Below are 16,728 nucleotides of genomic sequence, written 5' to 3'. Positions count from 1 at the left end.
CCTTCGTGTATTTAAAAACGGCACCCGATTGGATGCCGTTTGATTTTCTATTTATTCTTCTTCGTTTGAGTTGCTTTTCGCGTCTTCGCGCACATCGAACTCAACATGCCATTTTTGACCGTTATCAGCGGCAATGGCTTCTAAGTAAAGCGTACCAAGCTCTGTCACGCGAGAAGCTAGGGTTACCGGAACCACTTCACCTTCACGGCGACCTTCAGATACAGGCAGCGTTACTTGGATTTCTGGTAGCTCTTCAAGCTCTTCTGGTGCCCAGTAGTCTAGGTGAGTACCTGCTAGGTCATCACGACGAACCGTTGAGCCGAAGAATTGGAAGTTTACTGGCTGACCGATGATCAAACCAAACTCTTGGCTTGGTACGTCAACGCTTGAACCTTCTTCCATACCAAATGGTGCAACACACAGTGCTTCCATTGGAGGTGCCATGCCCGGAATCGCTGGCATGGCACTTTCGATACCCACGTAGTACGCCGAAGCAATACCACCACGGATACGAACGCCTTGACCACGACGTACAGAGCCGTAGTAAGCCGCACCGCTAGCAACTGCAAGGTCTAGATCCACACCTGTTAGGCGTTTTGCCATTTCAGCATCTGCTTCAATTAGCCATTCGTTGATCGTGTCTTCTAGACGAGTTGCTAGAAGTTTCGATTTCAGAACACCACCGTTGAATAGGATTGCGGTTGGCTTGATGAAGTCAGCTGATTGGGCTGCATCCGCACCTGGCATACCAGGCATGTTAGCGAATGGATTGAAATCTTGAGCTGCTGCTTCTGCGCCATTTCCTGAAGCAGAAAGAGCATTGGCTTGCTTAGACAAGAACGCAGCAATGTGACGAGTAATACCCGCATCTTGCGCGTAAGGCAGACCCATTTGCGTTAGTGCACCACGGTTACGTTGAACAGGGTGGTCAGTAATCGCAACTTGAGGGAAGAAGCCGTCAACCAGTGTTTGTTGTACTTCTTCTTGAGTCAGTTCTGTTTTCAGTGTTGCGCCAAGCAGTTTAGAACCACGGCTTGGTACTACGATTGGCACTGACTGAAGTTCGCTGTCGTTCAATAGCGCTTCTTTCGCGTCGCGACATGCGTGTGTCATTGCCTGAACTTGCCATGGCTGTAGCTCTTTGCCTTCTTGCGCTAGCTTCATCTTCAAGCGGTACGCAAGTGCAAGGTCCATGTTGTCACCGCCAAGTAGGATGTGTTCACCTACCGCGATGCGGTTCAGAGTTAGGTTGCCGTCGTCTTCAGTTACTTCAACCAAAGAAAGGTCGGTTGTACCACCACCGATATCGACCACAAGCACGATGTCGCCAACTTCAACTTCGTCGCGCCATTTGTCGTTGCTGTTATCGATCCAGTTGTAAAGCGCAGCTTGTGGCTCTTCTAGAAGCGTTAGGTGCACAAAGCCAACGTTACGTGCTGCTTCTGCAGTTAGATCGCGAGCAGCAGGATCAAAAGAAGCAGGAACTGTAATAGTTACGTCTTGATCGGCAAGGTTGTGATTTGGGTTCGTGTGATTCCAAGCATCTTTTAGGTGCTCTAGGTAAAGCTCTGTCGCACGAAGAGGGGATACTTTTTCCACTTCTTCTGGGCTACCTGCTGGTAGGAAGGCATCACGACGATTCACACCAGCGTGGCAAAGCCAAGATTTCGCACTTGCAACAAGGCGAATTGGCGTTTTCGAACCTAGGTTACGTGCAATTGCACCAACCAGAGCTTTTGGCTCGCTCGACCACGGAAGAACGCGTGATTGCGGGTTCATTTCGTGCTCGTGCGGCTGGTATAGGAAAGATCCTAATTGGCTGCGAGTCTCTACCGTGCCCGGCGCAGTCAACTGCGGGATAGGCATCACTTCAACGCGAGCGTCCTCGTTGTGTGTATCAACAAAAGACATGACACAGTGTGTTGTACCTAAGTCGATACCAACACTGAATTTAGGCGTCTGTTGAGTTTCAACAGACGCTTCTTGAGAATGGTTTTCTTGGTTCATGTGTTCCATTACAGCTCAACCTCAGCTGGAGCGATCACAGAAGCATCGTAGTTCTCAGCCAGTTTAGGCAACGTCATTGATGTTGCTTTCCAGCCTTTGTGAACTAGCGTGCCGTTGAATGGCGCGCTGCCTGTTACGTTGCCAGTTAGGCGGATTTCTTGTGGGTTGAAGCCTTCTTCAACCGTAATGCGAGTTTCTTCGTCTTCGTTACGAACGTGCGCTAGCGTCACGTAGTCGTTCAGTACTTTCTGACCGCCAGTGTGGATTACGCGAGCAGCTGCGCCTACTTCCTCATCAGAGAATGACGTTAGGTCTTCTTTTAGGAAGTCAATCAGACGAGCTTCTTGTTGCATGATAGAAAGCAGCTGCATTGCAGAGTCCGTTGATGCGGTTGCAAGTTTTGATTCAACTTCTACAACACGCTCTACGACTTTCTCTACTTCCACTACTTTTTCTACTTCAACGATCTTCTCAACTGGTTTCTCAACCTCGACGATTTTCTCGACTGGTTTTTCTACCACTTTCTCGACCACTTTTGATTTGCGCGACACTGCAACTAGAAGAAGCAAAACGCTCGATGCGGTTAGGCCAGCGTGAAGCATATCGAACGTTTGAGGAATTAGGTTCAAATCAATGTTCATGACGTTTTTTCTCTTTCTATTGATTTATTGGTGCTCAGTATTGGCTCATATTTGTTCACTAAAACAATCGTCTTTGCGATCTTGCACCAAGTTTAGACATTAAAATGATGACGGATGTTAGCATATTCAAGGCTTAAGGCTGTAATAATTCGTGACTATACCGTACGAACAGCGTGAAAAATCGACGATCAGACTCCCCAATATAGGTTGTTGCTTGATGTTTGTGCATTGCTAACGCAGTATTTCAATAGATCCCGAAGTTTAACTTACGGAAGTATCAAAAATTACGATATGACACAAAGCACCGCTCATAAGAGCTTTATAACACGACATTCAGACTCTATTTTAGCTTTTTTGGCGACTTTATGTGTCACTGCTGGTGTAGTTGGTGCTGCTTATACAATGCAGCAACGGTATACACAGACGACGTTTGATACTTTAGCCGACCGACAAGCAGAATCACTTAAAGCAAACGTCGAGAATGATCTAAAGTTCATTGGTGCGGGCGCAAACTTTTTCCATTCGATTGAGCGAAGCTATTGGCCATCGTTTCCCATGTATGCGGAACAAGTGATTAATAGCTCACGAAGTCTTATTGGACTTCAATGGATGCAAAAGGTCGAATTTGAAGATCTTGATGAACATATTTTAAAGACCCGTCAAAAATTTCCAAACTTCCAACCGTTTACCGTTCCTAAAGATGGTCCCAAAACCTACGGGTACATTTTTGAACACAATGAGCCAATTTTTATCGCGTCGGATATCTACCCAAGAACACCGGAAAACCTTTCTCTATTGGGTTTCTATTTTTCGCGCAAACGCTTCGATTTAATCTTGGATGATATTTCCGAAAGTGGGCGAGCGAATGTCTCGGATAAAGTTCGCTTACTGCAAGATGGTTATGACAAGTCCATACCTAAGACTGGGTTGCTGGTGTTCCATCCAGTGTTCGACTTCGAGAACAAATATTTATTAGGAGTAGTGACCGGCGTTATCCGAAGTACGGTTTACTTTGAGGATTTGATTACGAAAACCGCGACGGAGCTCGATATGTCGGTGCGCGTAGAAGACTTGGGATTCGACGCAGCAGATGACCCTGTTCTCTTTCAAAGTGCTAGCTGGGATAACATTCGAGGAACCGTTATAAGCCGAACCATTCAACTGCCTAACCGTGAATGGCGTATTGACTTTAAGCTTTCTGACGCAGTCTCAGCTTGGGAGCGTTCTATTTTAGCGGGCACGACGCTAGCCGGATTGGTAATCGCCTTTTTGATCAGTTGGATTGTGAATTTACAGTCTCGAGAAAAAGAGCGCTTAGCGGTCATGTTGGAGCTCAAAACCGTTGAATTAAAAAGAATGGCAGAGCGAGACCCTCTAACTCAACTACTGAATCGCCGAGCATTCAACGATCACTTGCTTAATCAGATAAACAAAGGTGTTAACTTCGCCTTGGTTGGTTTTGATATCGACCACTTCAAAGTGATTAATGACAAACACGGCCATTTAGGTGGAGATGAAGCGTTGCAACATGTCACTAAGCTGGTCAGTGCAAATTTAAAACCGGGAGATAAGTTTTACCGCGCTGGTGGTGACGAGTTTTGTATTATTTCTAAAGTCATTGATAGAGCAGTGCTAGAAGCTTACCTAGAAAAGTTACGGAGTGTTGTGGCAAGTACGGCTTTTGATTATGGTGATGCGTCAATCATCTGTACGTTGAGTATCGGTGCGGTTATCCATAAAGAAGAAGATCCTGAGAGCTTGTATCACAAAATGGACAGTCAACTCTATTTGAGTAAAAAAAACGGCCGTAATAATGTGTCGATCGGCGATTAAATGGGCGCACAAATTCGAGTTTTACGCCGTGTTACGATAGAATCGCACGCTTTAAATTTTTATGTTAGGAACCAAGGCAAACTATGAACCATAACCGTATTGTATGCTTCGATTTAGAAATGTGTTGCTGGAACGAAAATGGCGTCGGCAGCACGGGTGAAATTATCGAAGTGGGGTTAGCTGAAATAGATTTGTCTAAAGGTGAGATAGTCAAGCGTGCTCAATACTACGTGAAACCAGAACACGATGAAGTGTCTCTGTTTTGCGCTGAGTTAACGGGCATCACACCACGTAAGATTGAAAAACAAGGACGCCCACTAGAAGAAGTGCTTAAATCCATGGTTAAGAACTTCGGTGGTCGCAACAAAATCTTTGCATCTTGGGGGCGAGATGACCTCATTCTTCTAGAAGAGTGTAAGCAAAAAGGTATTGAAGCACCGTTCACAGAGTTCATCAACTTAGCGACACTCTACCGTATTCAAAATCGTCTTAAAGATAGACGTATAGGCCATCGAGCCGCTCAAGAAGCAAAAGGAATAGACTGGGAAGGGCGTCAACACTCTGGCTATGTAGATGCATACAACTTAGCTAAGCTTGCTTTGACCATGTTTTAGTTATTCGAACCTAGCTAGCTTGTAATTAAATAATCATCCAACCATTGTTGTTTTGTCATGCAGTCTGTTTAGTGTGGAAAGAGCTAAACACATACCTTGACCAGTATTTTAATAACAATGTCGTTGGCTTATTGAAAAACGCGCAGAGTGCGCGTTTTTTTATGGCTACAGAAGCGATATCTGTTGTCATTCTAGGGGTAGCTTAGAGTTAGCCAGCGACTTATATACTCATCTCGTCACTTTACTGAGACTGTAACTTCGCTCGAATGAACTCGCTGTGATCAACATAGAGTAGCTCTGCTGTTTTACGGATCACCGCGTCTTCTAGCGGGTCAATTTCGCCGTCTGCGTAAGCGACTTCCCACATGCTTTTGATTAAGTTGTAACGAGTTTCTTGAGTCAGTTCTCTTAGTTGAGAGGTAAAGTCGTACAGCGAAGCGGAATCTTTTATTTTCTGTTGCGCTTGCTCTAACAAAGTATTTGATTCTTCTTCATTTAACGAAAGCAGTTTCATCAATAAAGAGCGCTTTGTTTCTTGTTCTCTATCATCGACACTATGGTCTGCGCCAGAAACTTCACAAAGCAAACACGCGATAGCCATGTTAGGGGAAAGTGTGTTGGTTTGGCTTAAATCAGAGCCATCAATGAGTTGTTTAAATAATGATGTGAGAGAATTAAACATAATGAACACCGAGCTATTGTTTATTTGGTTAACATGGTAATAAATACGGAAGATCTCAAGGTGCGATACCAAATTTAGCACGCCGTTGACATTTAAGAACGGCCACTTTCTCCCCAAAAAAACTAAACTCCTGAGTTAGTTCAAGGTGACTTGCCTCTTACAAAGGGCAAGTCATTTTGGGATTGATACTCAGCTTTCAGCACGTGTCGGTGGAAAATGAACTTCGTCACCATCACTCGTCAGAATACTAATTTGACTTGGTTTGCCTTCATCATCAAGGCGTAGCTCACCAATGGCACTATGGTTAACCAAGCGATAAAAGTTGTGCGTACTTGGTGCGCGTTTGTAAATCTTGAGTCGTTTACGTTTTGTGAACCAGTTTAAAGGTGAGCGAGGGCTGTATAGCAGTCTATCTAGGCCATCACAAATATTGAGCAGTTGTGTAGGGAACTGATTTTTAATTCCACTACAGGTGATTTGATAGATATTCGGACTGTTTTTTCGATAGCGGAGCTTAATATCGTATGCAAAAGAGTAGTGCACGTCGCCAGAGAGAATAACAAAGTTAGTTGGTGTCTTTGTGTGTGTGAAAATACTAATAAGAGTATTCGCACTTCCGGGGTGAGCCATCCAGTTTTCAGCATCAACCATCAATGGTTTACCAAGCATGGTCACCACACGTTGTAGTGCTTCGATAAATTTCACACCAAACATTGGCGCGGCAGAAACAATAACAACCTTGTCTTGATGCACGAGCTCCTGATGGAACTCAATCATCGCTTCCCAGTCCATTAAGCCAGAAGGTTTGTTCATTTTAGACTCAGAACGCCAGCGTCTGGTTCGTGTATCTAGCACGACAACTTTTGGTGTCGTAGGAATGGTGTAGTGCCAATTCTCAAAGCGATACAAATATTGAATAAATGCATCTTGGGTTTGCGAGGTTCGCTCATCGATAAAGCGTTGAGCGAGGCTCATAAATTCATCATTGAATTTTTCTGGCGCATTTCCCCAGCCTTGGCAAAGCCAGTAAGCAATCAAGCTATTACCGATAATGCGTTTTGCAAACGTGTTGCTGTATGCGGCTTGTTCCCAGCCTATGGTGAGATTCCAATCGTCGGTGACATCGTGATCATCAAAAATCATATAGGTTGGAATGTGAGCGAGTAAGCGTTGAACCTTGTCCAGACCTACGACGAATTTATCAATTTGTTTTTTTTCTTCGCGCCATTGCTGCTGCCATTTGGGTTCAAGAACTTCTCCGCCGACAGTAAATTCGTTTTCTAATAAACGATCCGTTCGAACAAGCTTCCACAAGGTCGGAGACCAAACCAATAAGTACATTGCAAAGCACTCAGCAAAGCTTATTAGGTGATTCTCACACTCTTTGGTGCTGAATATTGGTGTCCCTCGGTGTGGAAAAAACTTACTTAGTAAACTGTCATCACTCACATAATGGGGCAACAATTTATCTCGACCATAATAGCAAGCAGGGTGTTGGTAGAGGTCATTGGTATTTTTTATCGGAGCTTGATCGAATTCTTCGCCTGGCAAACCCAATAAAGCTATGACTTGCTCAATGGCATCGAGAGTGGGGCCTGCAACATGGTCTGCATAGATTTGATCACCACTCATGATGAGCATATCCGGTCTTTCTTCAATGGATTGAGACGCGATTTTATGATCCGCAGCGACCAATGTATCATCACTGAAGTGATGGGGATTACGGCAAGAGCCATGTAGGAGATAATCCGCTTTTTCACTAACGAGGAACTCAATACCCAAGTTTGGCGTATTATCTCGCTCATAAGTCAGGTGAGGGAGCAGTTCCGTCACTAATCCATATTGCGTTTTTATTTGATAGCGTAACGCTTGATGGGTTGGAAACTCGCCTTCTAATTTAAGTAAGCAACACCACGCATTGAGGCCGATTTGAAGCTGTTCTTTTTGTTCACTTAAAGGGGCTTGATAAAGGATGGAGGCATTTTCATCCGTAATTTGCACCATACCCTCCAAGCGTTGGGTGGTGACTAGCCAAATATTGATTTCAGTTGCGGTCACTTTACGTAGGATCGGACCTGCAACGACAAGAGGAAGTGAAGAAATTTCAGTCGTGTTCATCAATGCTGGCAAAACGGCTCCTTATGTGTCAGCTTCTTCTTCTAATATTTCGATAACTTGCGAGCTACTAAGTTCATGTCCCATAAGGAACAAACCAAGCATCGCATCGGCTTTTGACGCGTTATCACTGTCTTCATCCAAAATTTGCTGAAGCCGAGTTCTAATTAGGTCGATTTCGTGTTCGACGAAGCCACGTCCTTCTTCGTCACCTTGACCATCTTCTGGTGCATTATCAAAGTGCAAAAACAACATGTCACCATCGCGTTGAGTCCCTATCAACCTCTCTGGCAGCCATGCTTCTCCCATCACAATGTCTGGGTCTGTATCTGCGGGTAAATGATTCAAGGTAGAGATGAGTTCTGATGCTTTCACTTTTTACTTCATTATGTTTGATTTAGAACTAAGCTAGAGTTTAAGCGCTTGTTGTGATGGTAAAATATTCGCAAACAAGCTCACCTAGTCGTGCAATATTAATATGATCTTGGGACTCAAACTGTCACGAGGATGACAACATTTGCCATTGTAACGGCTATCATCAGCAGAACATAAGCTTTTAATGGCAAATCATTGATGTTTGCCTGCTTCTCAACCAACATTTTTCGAACTCATGAAGAGATTAATTCTAACAACACTCGCTTTACCTTTAGCTGCGGCAGTTTCTTCTGCGCATGGTTCAGAAGAACAAACGTGGGGGATTGCTGCGATGTATCGCACAGCATCGATTCCGTTTTATACCGCCGATAATGACTCTACGGTGAGTACATTTGTACCAATGATGTTCTTTGAAAACCAACATGTGTATATCAATGGCATTGAAGGTGGCGCTTTTTTGTATAACGAGAGTGATTCCGACTGGCGTGCGAGCGCACTCATGCGATTGAGATTTGTCGATATTCCCATGTCGCTACAAAATGCTAATGAAGGGGACAGAGTCGATTTCGGTGGGCAAGTGCGTTATAGCATTAACGACAATTGGCGCGCAGAAGTAGAGTTGATGACGGACGACGAACTCCAGTTTCACTCTAATTACCGCCTTGCTGCCAATTATGTATTTGGGGATTGGGAATTAGAGCCATCGATTACGATTCGATACAAAGACGCTGATTTCAATAGTGAATATTATTCCTTTAAGGATATTACTGGCGAGAGAATTGGAGCTGGACTTGACACCAATCTTGGTATTAAAGCGCGTTACCATGTAACTTCAAATTTGTATTTACTGGGTGAGACGAGTGTTACTCGCTTAGATGATAACGCCTACAACAGTCAGCTTGTAGAAGATCGATATCAGGGAGAAGTGTTTGTCGGTTTTGGCTTTTTCAACGATAAAAGCAAAGTTCCGAAACCGACACTGAGCAATAAAGCATATCTACGTATTGCGCATGGTTGGGCGACGCCTTCGAACATCGGTGAAATATTTAGCTATGAGAGAGAAAAAGACCCATACGACAATCAACTTACTTCATTGTTTTATGGGCATCCATTAACGGATGAGCTGTTTGGTTTTCCTCTTGATATTTATTTAACGCCAGGGTTGGTTCATCACTGGTCGTCCAGTGTTCAGTCTGCGAGCACAGAATACGTCATGGCGATTAAGGCTTATTATACGGTTAATTGGCCTACGACTTGGCGATTTGGTGTAGCGGAAGGTGTGTCATACATTGATAGCATTACCTATATTGAAGGCACAGAAATGGAAGACAAGGGTTATACACCAAGCAAGTTGCTCAACTACCTAGATTTCTCGTTTGATGTCAATGTAGGCGATCTCTTCAACCAAAAGAGCTGGAACAATATGTGGGTGGGCTATTCATTGCATCACCGCTCGGCGATTTTTGAAAGCGCTTCCCAGTTTGGGCGAATTAAAGGTGGGAGCAACTACAATACTATTTATATCCAGTTCGAGTTTTAGCGCATCGCGAGATGCATATAGGTCGGATTTGCAACTGACTTATTTATCGCCCATTATGAGTAATGATGAATATTTCAACGAGAAATTTCGTATATCGTGCCAGAGTTAAGGCTGTTTGTGATGCATCTGATGAATCGGATGGCATAAGCACCATGAGTCTCGACTCCTCATTCAATCTTCAAATTGAAGCGATAAATTGTACCAACGCTGAATTTGCCAAACGCTTTTTTGCCATTCACGGAGAAGGGCACTTGGAGAGCGATGAATGGTTGGTGTTGTACGTCAACTCTCTTGACGTTAAGGCGGGAGACAATATAGAAATCCGTAGCGATGTCGCGTTTAATGCGATGATCGAGAATATGATAAGCGAAGCTGAGCGGTCTTTAGAAAAAGTCTACCTCGGTGCAATACGCAACTTGGAGAAATTGAATCGTTTTTGACGATGTTAGAGACCTTATAAATACGATCAAGGCATCAGGATCCAAAAAGGGATTGGCGCGAACCAATCCCTTTTGTATTCTGGTTTATTCTAACTTACGCCATTGTTGCAAGTTGGCTTTGCGCTTCTGAAATGCCTTTTGCAGCCGCATCTTCACCCATGTTTAGCGCTTCTGCGTAAACAAATTCTACATCAGTGATTCCTACAAAACCCAGCACAGTGCGTAGGTATGGCGTAACGTTGTCAGTTGGTGAATCTTTATGAATACCACCACGAGTCGTTATTACAATCGCCTTTTTACCTTCAATCAAACCTTGAACGCCGTTTTCTGTGTATTTGAATGTCACGCCTGCACGAGCAATCAAATCAATCCAGTTTTTAAGCTGAGTCGGGATGGTAAAGTTGTACATTGGAGCGGCAATAACCAAAGTGTCTGCGGCCTTTACTTCTTCAATAAGGGTGTCAGACAAGTCGACCACCGCTTGCTGTTCTTGTGAAAGATCTTCCGTAGCGCGCAGTGCAGTCGCAACGGCGAAGTCCAAAACAGGTAGAGGGTTTGCAGCCAAATCACGAACAGTAAGCTTGTCTTGGTCTACATTTTTGATGAAGTTTTCAACCAATTTGTTTGATTGAGAGTAATCGCCAAGGATGCTTGATTTTAGAGCTAGTACACGAGACATAATGGTTATTCCTTAAATAAGTGCTTTCGACTATGGGAGCCATTATAAGCAACGTAAGTGAGTTCAAAAGCCTAGCGATTCGCTGAACATGTTCGAAAAAATTGAATGAGCTTTCGGTTATCTTGTTACAGATCTTGTGTGATACAATCCGCGCAGTTTTTGTAATGAAAAGAATAGGAAACGCTTTGACTTCGTCACAGCCCCCAAAAAAGAATCTAGCTGAAGAGCAAGCGACACCGTCAAATGGTGCGCAAAAAGCGACAGCGAAACAAGCTCAAACACCTCAGGCTCAAGTGAATAGTGCTGCATCTCTGCGTAAAGCGCTGAATCAGTGCATGATGCGCGACCGTTTCCGCTTGAGTAAACGAATCTCTGGTGCAAGCAAAATTAAGAAGGACGCAGCGCGTAATGCTGTGTTCGACGAAATCGCATTAGACATCGCCAAATCCATGATGGTTGTGGAGCAACGTAGTAGCTACAAACCAACGATTGAATACCCAGAAATCCTGCCTGTAAGCCAAAAACGCGACGATATTGCGAAAGCGATCGAAGAAAACCAAGTGGTTATCGTCGCGGGTGAAACCGGTTCTGGTAAAACCACTCAGCTACCAAAAATTTGTGCTGAGCTTGGTCGCGGTAAATTTGGTCTGATTGGTCATACTCAGCCTCGTCGTCTTGCAGCGCGTTCGGTTGCTAACCGTATTGCCGAAGAGATGGAAACCAAGCTTGGTGAGTTTGTTGGTTACAAGGTTCGATTCAACGATCAGATCTCTGAAAATACCCAAATCAAATTGATGACGGACGGTATCTTGTTGGCTGAAATTCAGCATGACCGTTTCTTGAATCAATACGACACCATCATTATCGATGAAGCGCACGAGCGCAGCCTTAACATCGATTTCATCTTGGGTTACTTGAAAGAGTTGCTGCCACGTCGTCCTGATTTGAAAGTGATCATCACGTCGGCAACCATCGACCCAGAACGCTTCTCAAAACACTTCAACAATGCACCAATCATTGAAGTATCGGGTCGTACTTACCCAGTAGAAACACGTTACCGCCCACTAAGCGGTGATGACGACAATGATCGTGACCAGCTTGAAGGCATCTTCGAAGCGGTAGACGAACTGTGCGATGAAGGTTTAGGTGACATCCTGATTTTCATGAACGGTGAACGTGAAATCCGTGATACCGCAGATGCATTGTCCAAACGTAATCTGAAGAGCACGGAAATTGTGCCGCTTTACGCGCGTTTGTCGGCAGGTGAGCAGAATAAGATTTTCCAACCTCATACTGGTCGCCGAATTGTACTGGCAACCAACGTGGCAGAAACCTCGCTAACTGTTCCGGGCATTAAGTACGTTATCGACCCGGGTACGGCGCGTATCAGTCGATACAGTTACCGTACTAAGGTTCAGCGTCTTCCAATTGAGCCAGTTTCTCAGGCGAGTGCGAACCAGCGAAAAGGTCGTTGTGGTCGTGTGGAAGAGGGTATTTGTATTCGTCTGTACTCAGAGGAAGATTTTGAGTCACGCCCAGAGTTTACTGATCCTGAAATCCTACGTACCAATCTAGCGTCGGTTATCTTGCAAATGACGGCACTTGGTTTGGGTGATATTCAAGCGTTTCCGTTTGTGGAAGCACCGGATAAACGTAACATCCAAGACGGCGTGCGTTTGCTGGAAGAGCTTGGTGCGATTAACTCTGAGGTAAAAGACCCGAAAAAGCGCCTGACTTCCATTGGTCGCCAATTAGCGCGTTTGCCAATCGATCCGCGCTTGGCGCGTATGGTATTGGAAGCGCCAAAATATGGTGCGCTTAAAGAAGTGATGATCATCGCAGCTGCCTTGTCGATTCAAGATCCACGCGAGCGTCCTTCCGACAAACAACAATCTTCAGACGATAAACATCGTCGCTTCTTCCATGAAGAGTCGGACTTCCTGACATTTGTGAATTTGTGGGAATACACCCAAAAGCAGCAAAAAGCCTTGTCTAGCAATCAGTTCCGCAAACAGTGTAAGCAAGACTATTTGAACTACTTGCGCGTTCGCGAGTGGCAAGACGTGTACTTCCAAATTCATCAGTCGATGCGTGAGATGGAGTTCAAGCTTAACGACGAGCCCGCTTCTTACCATGGCGTACACAGTGCCATTTTGGTTGGTTTGCTGTCGCACATCGGCATGAAAGACCAAGAAAAGAATGAATATCAAGGCGCGCGTAATGCTCGTTTCCATATCTTCCCTGCATCAGGTCTATTCAAGAAACAGCCTAAGTGGATCATGTCTGCTGAGTTGGTGGAAACCTCAAAACTTTGGGGTCGTATCATCGCAAAGATTCAGCCAGAATGGATTGAGCCGTTAGCTAAACACCTTATTAAACGCAGTTACAGCGAACCACATTGGTCGAAGAAACGCGCTGCGGTGATGGCGCACGAAAAAGTCATGCTTTACGGCGTACCAATCGTACCGAAACGCTTGGTCAACTACGGCAGTATCGATTCGACCATAAGTCGCGAAATCTTCATTCGTAGTGCATTGGTTGAGGGTGAATGGGAAACCAAACACGCGTTCTTTAGGCAAAACCGTAAGCTTCTGCAAGAAGTGGAAGAGCTTGAGCATAAATCTCGTCGTCGAGACATCTTAGTGGATGATGATGAGCTGTTTGATTTCTATGACCAACGCGTTGGCACCGAAGTGGTGTCTGGTAAGCATTTCGATACGTGGTGGAAAAAGGCATCTAAAGAAAATCCGGAACTGCTGAACTTTGAAAAAGAGATGCTATTCAAGGGTGATGCTAGCCATGTGACCGATTTGGATTACCCGAACTTCTGGCATCAAAATGGTTTGAAGCTCAAATTGAGTTACCAATTTGAACCAGGCGATGATAGTGACGGTGTCACAGTGCATTTGCCGTTGCCGATTTTAAACCAAGTTGAACCAGCGGGCTTTGACTGGCAGATCCCAGGTTTACGCCATGAGCTTGTGGTTAGCTTGATTAAATCGTTGCCAAAGACAATTCGTAAGAACTTTGTGCCTGCGCCGAACTATGCCGATGCATTCTTAGCGCGCGTTACGCCAATGGAAGCTCCGCTGTTAGATTCATTGGAGAAAGAGTTGCGACGCATGACGGGCGTAGAAGTGCTGCGTGAAGACTGGAACTTGGAACAAGTACCTGAGCACTTGAAAGTCACGTTTCGTGCGGTTGATCACCGAAATCGTAAACTGAAGGAAAACAAAGACCTTCATGAACTGAAAGAAAGTTTGAAAGACAAAGTTCAAGAAACGCTTTCCAAAGTTGCGGATGACGATATCGAACAGCAAGGTCTGCATACGTGGAGTTTTGGAGAATTGCCGAAAGTGTATCAACAAAAACGTGGCGGCTACGATGTAAAAGCGTATCCGGCGCTTGTTGATACCAAAGACAGCGTTGAAATCAAACTCTACGAAACGGAGTACGAGCAGATCACCGCAATGCGCGCTGGCCAGCGTCGTTTGATTTTGTTGAATGTACCATCTCCAATTAAATATTTGCACGCTAACTTACCGAACAAATCGAAGTTGGGGTTGTATTTTAACCCTTACGGCAAAGTGCTTGATCTGATAGATGACTGCATTGCCTGCGGTGTCGATAAGCTTATTGAAGAGCAGGGTGGTTTAGTTTGGGAGCCAGAGAAGTTCGAAGCGTTGAAAGAACACGTTCGTGCTGAATTGGGTGACACCGTTGTAGAGATTGCTCAACAGGTTGAGACTATTCTGACCACGGCGTTTAGCATCAATAAGAAGCTAAAAGGCAAGATCGACTTCACAATGGCGTTTGCTCTGTCCGATATCAAAGCACAAATTGAAGGCTTGATCTTCAAAGGCTTTGCAACGGAATGTGGCTGGAAGCGCTTGCCGGATATTCTTCGCTACATGCGCGCGATAGAGCGCCGTATGGAGAAGTTGCCTATCGATCCAAACAAAGATCGTTTACATATGCTGAAGATTGAATCTGTGACTCAAGACTATAAAGAGTTGCTGAACAAGATCCCGAAAGGTGTGGCCATTCCTGAAAATGTAAAAGAAGTGCGTTGGATGATTGAAGAACTTCGCGTGAGTTACTTTGCTCAACAATTAGGCACTCCTTATCCTGTTTCTGATAAACGAGTCAAAAACGCGATTGATGCTTGCTAATCAACCAGTAAAATAGTGTCAGATTTGTAATTATCGCTTAAGAAGTTGCTGGTACACTAATTGCTAGTAACTCAATAAGCATTATTTTTTAGTTCTGGGAGGCAATAGTTCGCCTCCCTTTATTTGTAGTACCAACGACTGAGTTATGCAGACGTGGGAATAATAAAGAGTAAAGGTAGATGATGAAAAAAACTCTATTAGCAGTGGCGCTACTTGGCGCATCTTCTGCGGCAATGGCGGATTCTTGGATTTACGGTGGTGCAACAGTAGGTCAGTCTGACTACAAAGGTGAGACGGACACATCATACTCTGTTCACGTTGGTACAGGCATTCTACCTATCATTGGTGTTGAAGCTGGTGTAACACAGCACGGTGAGTTCAACGTAAATGGTCAAGACACTAAGCTAACTTCTTACTACGCAGCACTTAAGCCAAGCATCGACTTCGGTCCGCTACACGTGTACGCAAAAGGTGGTTTCCATCAGTGGGACAAAAAAGTGAAAGGCGGCAAAGACGATGACGATTTGGACCTAATGTACGGTGTGGGTGCTGAGTACTTCATTTTTGGCCCGATGTCTGTTGGGGCTAGCTACATGAACTACACTGCTGGTAAAGACGATATCAGCACGTTCTCTGTTAACGCAACACTACATTTCCTATAAGCGTCAAGCTTTCTAACACCATATGAAACACACCGGCTTTATGTCGGTGTTTTTTTGTCTGGAAGTCACAAAACAAAAGTTGAACATAAATTATTCACTTTTAGAGTCTTAAAATGCCTATGCTTTCCAATATATAGTGGCGATTAAATGCGCATATTTGCGTAATGTTTCGCTTAGGAATCGATCAGGAAGGGATAGTATGAAAAAAACACTCTCGTTATTCGCTCTAACGTTGTGCTCAACGTCAGCAATGGCTGACTCTTGGATTTACGCTGGTGGCCAAATTGGTCAGTCCGATATCGACAGCGAAAATGATACAACCTACGGTATTCATGTCGGTACTGGTATTTTGCCGTTCATTGGCATTGAAGCAGGCTACTTTAATCACGGCAAAGTGGATTTATCTTTGAGTGGCAGCAGGGGTAGTGCTGATTTTGATTCATTCTATTTAGCGGCGAAACCTAGTATCGACTTCGGCCCGTTACACGTTTACGCAAAAGGCGGCATCAATGCATTCAACGTTGATTATGACGGCGGACTGAGAAACTTAGACAAAGATGATGGCGTCTCTTACATGTATGGTGTTGGTGCCGAATACTTCTTGCTTGACAATGTGTCTGTGGGCGCGAGTTATCAAGCGTTTGGCGTGGATATTGAAGGCGATAGCGATACCGTTAGCAGCGTAACAGGGAACATCACCTTCCATTTCTTATAACGCTCGCTGGATGAAAGGTTTGCTGATTTGGTTTCGTCGTTAATTGTGAAACCAAATCAGCGCAGGTCTTCTCTATTTGCGCAGTGACTGGCTATGAACTTAAGTATTTCTTGTGTCTTTTCTAGTCTACAACCTACGACAAAATCAATCGTTAGACCTCATAATTTTTGTGTTGATATTATTTCCCCTTCATCTGTCTTGAATTGAGCCTAAAATGCAATAAACCACGACTTTTTGCAAAAATATGTGATTG

13 protein-coding genes are annotated in these 16,728 nt (G+C 44.4%); 7 read left to right on the top strand and 6 right to left on the bottom strand.

The genetic code is table 11. The annotated features are described in order from the left end of the window. Positions 1–51: 51 nt before the first annotated feature. Together R7E78_RS03980 and R7E78_RS03975 are read right to left on the bottom strand one after the other, a co-directional pair. Positions 52–2,016 (bottom strand): Hsp70 family protein, encoded by a 1,965-nt coding sequence (locus tag R7E78_RS03980; RefSeq protein WP_005442693.1) that lies wholly within the window; start codon positions 2,014–2,016, stop codon positions 52–54. Next, complete coding sequence (locus R7E78_RS03975; RefSeq protein ID WP_017634945.1) at positions 2,016–2,648, bottom strand: DUF2760 domain-containing protein; 633 nt, start codon at positions 2,646–2,648, stop codon at positions 2,016–2,018. Before R7E78_RS03975 ends, R7E78_RS03980 begins: the two co-directional genes overlap by 1 nt. Before the next feature lie 291 nt (positions 2,649–2,939). Here R7E78_RS03975 and R7E78_RS03970 point away from each other — a divergent pair, with 291 nt between their 5' ends. Both R7E78_RS03970 and R7E78_RS03965 read left to right on the top strand, forming a co-directional pair. Then, positions 2,940–4,481 (top strand): sensor domain-containing diguanylate cyclase, encoded by a 1,542-nt coding sequence (locus R7E78_RS03970; protein WP_318057668.1) that lies wholly within the window; start codon positions 2,940–2,942, stop codon positions 4,479–4,481. Between the two features lie 83 nt (positions 4,482–4,564). Beyond that, a complete protein-coding gene (locus R7E78_RS03965; RefSeq protein ID WP_033905248.1) occupies positions 4,565–5,095 on the top strand; it encodes a 3'-5' exonuclease in 531 nt (176 codons plus the stop codon). A 241-nt stretch (positions 5,096–5,336) separates the two neighbouring features. Here R7E78_RS03965 and R7E78_RS03960 read toward each other — a convergent pair whose 3' ends face one another. From R7E78_RS03960 to R7E78_RS03950, 3 genes are all read right to left on the bottom strand, one after another. Continuing rightward, entirely contained in the window at positions 5,337–5,777 is a 441-nt protein-coding gene (locus tag R7E78_RS03960; RefSeq protein WP_017820644.1) for a TerB family tellurite resistance protein, read from the bottom strand. Between the two features lie 189 nt (positions 5,778–5,966). Beyond that, a complete protein-coding gene (locus R7E78_RS03955; RefSeq protein ID WP_318057667.1) occupies positions 5,967–7,907 on the bottom strand; it encodes an alkaline phosphatase D family protein in 1,941 nt (646 codons plus the stop codon). A gap of 9 nt (positions 7,908–7,916) precedes the next feature. Continuing rightward, positions 7,917–8,267, bottom strand: a complete 351-nt coding sequence (locus R7E78_RS03950; RefSeq protein ID WP_213962564.1) for a hypothetical protein — start codon at positions 8,265–8,267, stop codon at positions 7,917–7,919. A 235-nt stretch (positions 8,268–8,502) separates the two neighbouring features. On the opposite strand from R7E78_RS03950, the gene R7E78_RS03945 reads away from it, so the two are divergent. Both R7E78_RS03945 and R7E78_RS03940 read left to right on the top strand, forming a co-directional pair. Beyond that, entirely contained in the window at positions 8,503–9,807 is a 1,305-nt protein-coding gene (locus R7E78_RS03945; protein ID WP_318057666.1) for a MipA/OmpV family protein, read from the top strand. 62 nt (positions 9,808–9,869) lie between these two features. Beyond that, positions 9,870–10,247: a hypothetical protein gene (locus R7E78_RS03940; RefSeq protein ID WP_318057665.1), complete on the top strand. Its 378-nt coding sequence runs from the start codon at positions 9,870–9,872 to the stop codon at positions 10,245–10,247. Between the two features lie 94 nt (positions 10,248–10,341). Here R7E78_RS03940 and R7E78_RS03935 read toward each other — a convergent pair whose 3' ends face one another. Then, positions 10,342–10,926 (bottom strand): FMN-dependent NADH-azoreductase, encoded by a 585-nt coding sequence (locus R7E78_RS03935; RefSeq protein ID WP_054574130.1) that lies wholly within the window; start codon positions 10,924–10,926, stop codon positions 10,342–10,344. A gap of 185 nt (positions 10,927–11,111) precedes the next feature. Here R7E78_RS03935 and hrpA point away from each other — a divergent pair, with 185 nt between their 5' ends. The 3 genes from hrpA to R7E78_RS03920 all read left to right on the top strand — a co-directional run bounded on the left by hrpA (position 11,112) and on the right by R7E78_RS03920 (position 16,475). After that, the gene (gene hrpA / locus R7E78_RS03930; protein WP_318057664.1) at positions 11,112–15,098 is read left to right on the top strand and encodes an ATP-dependent RNA helicase HrpA; all 3,987 of its coding nucleotides are present in this window, start codon (positions 11,112–11,114) and stop codon (positions 15,096–15,098) included. A gap of 182 nt (positions 15,099–15,280) precedes the next feature. Then, positions 15,281–15,760 carry an outer membrane beta-barrel protein gene (locus tag R7E78_RS03925; RefSeq protein WP_021033871.1) on the top strand — a complete coding sequence of 160 codons (480 nt, stop codon included), beginning with the start codon at positions 15,281–15,283 and terminating at the stop codon, positions 15,758–15,760. 199 nt (positions 15,761–15,959) lie between these two features. Next, a complete protein-coding gene (locus R7E78_RS03920) occupies positions 15,960–16,475 on the top strand; it encodes an outer membrane beta-barrel protein (protein ID WP_005377661.1) in 516 nt (171 codons plus the stop codon). The last annotated feature ends 253 nt before the right edge of the window (positions 16,476–16,728 follow it).

The sequence above is a fragment of the Vibrio sp. YT-19(2023) genome, assembly GCF_033337395.1.
Note: the sequence above shows the minus strand (reverse complement) of the source record. Positions and strands in the feature narration are given on the sequence as shown.